Origin of the sequence: Micromonospora sp. NPDC005215 (genome assembly GCF_040607915.1) — a bacterium.
Lineage (GTDB): Bacteria > Actinomycetota > Actinomycetes > Mycobacteriales > Micromonosporaceae > Micromonospora.
The window spans coordinates 1-3046 of record NZ_JBEXHQ010000108.1; the positions used below are offsets into that span (position 1 = coordinate 1).

Annotated in this window: 3 protein-coding genes; 2 read left to right on the plus strand and 1 reads right to left on the minus strand. The window is 70.6% G+C overall.

What is annotated here, in order from left to right; translation table 11 throughout:
* Positions 1 to 85: 85 nt before the first annotated feature.
* Positions 86 to 1456 carry a hypothetical protein gene (locus ABZU25_RS34360; RefSeq protein ID WP_355033527.1) on the minus strand — a complete coding sequence of 457 codons (1371 nt, stop codon included), beginning with the start codon at positions 1454 to 1456 and terminating at the stop codon, positions 86 to 88.
* A 215-nt stretch (positions 1457 to 1671) separates the two neighbouring features.
* On the opposite strand from ABZU25_RS34360, the gene ABZU25_RS34365 reads away from it, so the two are divergent.
* Both ABZU25_RS34365 and ABZU25_RS34370 read left to right on the plus strand, forming a co-directional pair.
* A complete protein-coding gene (locus ABZU25_RS34365) occupies positions 1672 to 1983 on the plus strand; it encodes a MazG-like family protein (RefSeq protein ID WP_355033528.1) in 312 nt (103 codons plus the stop codon).
* Between the two features lie 426 nt (positions 1984 to 2409).
* Positions 2410 to 2997 (plus strand): hypothetical protein, encoded by a 588-nt coding sequence (locus ABZU25_RS34370; RefSeq protein WP_355033529.1) that lies wholly within the window; start codon positions 2410 to 2412, stop codon positions 2995 to 2997.
* The last annotated feature ends 49 nt before the right edge of the window (positions 2998 to 3046 follow it).

Below are 3046 nucleotides of genomic sequence, written 5' to 3' on the forward strand. Positions count from 1 at the left end.
CAGCGAGGCGACCAAACGACCGGTAGCTCTGGGGGAGCGGCTCCCGTTTGACGGGGGCCGGCCGGTGTCGTCGTACCCGTGTTCCTCAGCAGGCCGGGTAGAGGCGGCGGGTGCCGACCCCGGCGGCGTACGCGTCCCGGTCGCTGAACCGGCAGCCGTAGTCGGGCCGCCCCACCACCGCCGGGTCCGTCACGGTGTCGCCGGCCGGGCGCTTGCCGGTGCGTACCCAGGACACCAGGTCGTCCCAGGCGGCGCCGGCCTCGGCCGGGGTGAACTCGCAGTGCTGCGTGGTCCGGATGGCCCGCTGGACCACCAGCCTGCCGCGACCGTTGCGCGCCACGTCGGTGGCGTACGCCTGCTCCATGCTGAACGGTACGAACAGGTCACCGAGGCCGTGCAGGCTCAGCACCGGCGCGGTGGGCCGACCGGCGATCCGCGGCACCTCGGTCAGTGTCGGCAGGAGCCGTTGCACGACGTTCTCCGGAGCGACCCGCTGCACTGTGGCGTTGACGTTCACCGGGCTGTTCGGGGTGTACCGGGTGAGCAGGTTGGTGGACAGCTGACCGGGCCGCTGGGCGGGGGAGTTGCCGCTCCCGGTGGGCACGCTGATCGAGAAGAGGAAGTCCTTCCACACCGCGAACGCGGCGTCGGCTCCCGGACGCGGCCCGCCCGAACGGTTCACCGTGATCGCCCGCAGTTGCCTGCCCCGCTCGGTGGTGGTGTCCGGCCCGGTGGGAGTCAGCCCGGCCAGGCCGAGCGCCACCTGGATGCGGGGCACCGCATTGGTCAGGTAGTCGGCCGGGGTGGGATGGGCCGGCACCCCGGCGAGCGCCTGCGCGACCAGGTTGTAGTCCAGGTAGAAGTCGAGCAGCGTCTGGTCACCGAGCACCCCGCACATCGGCAGCGCCCCGTCGTAGTAGCCGGGGTACTGCTCCAGCGAGCGACCGATGACGTACCCGCCCATCGACACCCCGGCCAGGTAGGTGTGGTGTGGTCGGCGAACCATCCGTCCGAAGTGGTCGGCAAGATCCCTGGTGCCCAGCACGCCGGAGCGGATGTCGAAGCCGTTGCGGTCGTACGACGACGACGCCCAGGCGTACCCCTGCGCGAGGAGACGTTCGCGCATCCCGAAGGCCGGCGGCTCCGGCGAGAGCACAGTGCCCTGACCCCGGTAACCGTGCGCCCACAGCACCAGGTTGCCGTTCCACCGGGCGGGGACCTCGATGATGTAGCCGGCGTGGCGGTGCACACCCTGGCGTACCGTCGTCGTTCTGCCGTCCACGACCAGCGGGGCCAGCGGCGGGTTCTCGATGGTGTACCCGGGAAGCGGCTGGCCGCCACTCGGGTCGCGACCTGTGGCGTTGGCCGGCGCGGCACCGGCCAGCCCGACCGCCAGGGTCAGCGTCACGGTGGCGGCGAACAGCCGGCGGAGGGTGCGAACGGGTGCGGACAGCATCACTGCTCCCCATCGGACCGATGTCGCCTTTGGGGCGACCAGGCGGGACGGTTGCCTACCTGCCGGTAGCGTCCTGAACCTAGGACCGCCGTCGACAAGTGTCAATGGCTGCGCTGATCGGCCGGTCAACCGTCGCTGGCCGGGTGCTCGTGGTTGGTCCTGGCGGGCACACCCGGTTGCCAGCGGGGGTGGGCCGGTCGGGTTGACTGGTCGGCGTGGACGAGTTGATCTGGGAGGCGGCCCGGGCGTCGCGCAACTGGCTGGACACGGCGAACGGCACCGGGCAGACCGAACTGACCTGCCGCATCCTCAAGCTGACCGAGGAGGCGGGGGAGGCGTCAGCCGCCTGGATCGGTCTGCTCGGGCAGAATCCTCGCAAAGGTGTCACCCACACCCGCGAGGACGTCGCGGCGGAGTTGGCGGACGTCGCCTTCACGGCGTTGGTGGCCATCGAGAGCCTGGGCCTGGACGCGCAGACCGTCCTGGACGCCTGCGCCGCGAAGGTACGCTCCCGCCTGACCGGCTAAAGGCGGTCGTCCAGGTTGTCTGGGTCGCGTGTCGGGTCTGGGGCGTTTGGCCAGTGACCCGGCGCACCCGTGGCCCGGAATGATGGCCGGGCCGGGGTCGTTACATACCCTGACGATCGCAGCACCACCGGCTCGCCGCCCCGCCCTACCGGGTTGGAATGCGGGCCGCGGTCCGGTCGTTACAGTCCCCACGAACGACCGCCCGGTCACCGCTTCCACGAGGGTGCCGCCGGATGGGCCGCCCCCGGAATGACCCCGGCCCCCCGGTCGTTACATCTGGACCCGGCACCACGAGCCCCCCTGGCTTGTCGGTTGCCCACCCCGAAGACTTTCTTGTTTGTGCAGCGCCGGACGAGGTGCTCTCACCCGCGCCGCCGACCCCCCGGTCAGTGGCTGGGTGTTCCTACCCCCGAAGGAGCTACCCCCATGAACACGATCATGCGTAAGAGTGTGTTGTCCGTTGCTGGTCTCGCGTTCGCCGGTGGTGTGTTCGCCGGTCCGATCGCCGCCCACGCCGCCACCCCGGTCGACGGCAAGCCCGCCACCGTCGCGGTGCAGGCCGACAAGCCTGACGTCAGCAAGCTGATCCCGCACGGCACCCAGGGCGATCAGTCGCGTATCGCTCTGAATGACGAGCAGACCGCCAACGCCAAGGCGATCATCGCCGCGACGAAGAAGGCCGGCCTGCCCGAGCGCGCCGCGGTCATCTCGATCGCGACGAGCCTGCAGGAGTCGAAGCTGGAGAACCTGGGTCACCTCGGTGACATGAACGACCACGACTCGCTGGGCCTGTTCCAGCAGCGCCCGTCCAGTGGTTGGGGTACGCCGGAGCAGATCACCGACCCGGCCTACTCGACGACCGCGTTCCTCAAGGGCCTCAAGCAGGTTGACGGTTGGCAGGACATGCCGCTGACCGAGGCCGCGCAGACCGTGCAGGTCTCCGCCTACCCGGATGCGTACGCCCAGTGGGAGCAGCAGGCCGCCGACCTGGTCGGCCAGCACTGGAACAGCTGACCCACCACACGACACCGACCGCTGGCCGGCACCCCACACCCGGGGTACC

Coding starts and splice junctions, on each gene's coding strand:
- ABZU25_RS34360 (WP_355033527.1), bottom strand. CDS start 1,456: ATGCTGTCCGCACCCGTTCGCACCCTCCGCCGGCTGTTCGCCGCCACC.
- ABZU25_RS34370 (WP_355033529.1), top strand. CDS start 2,410: ATGAACACGATCATGCGTAAGAGTGTGTTGTCCGTTGCTGGTCTCGCG.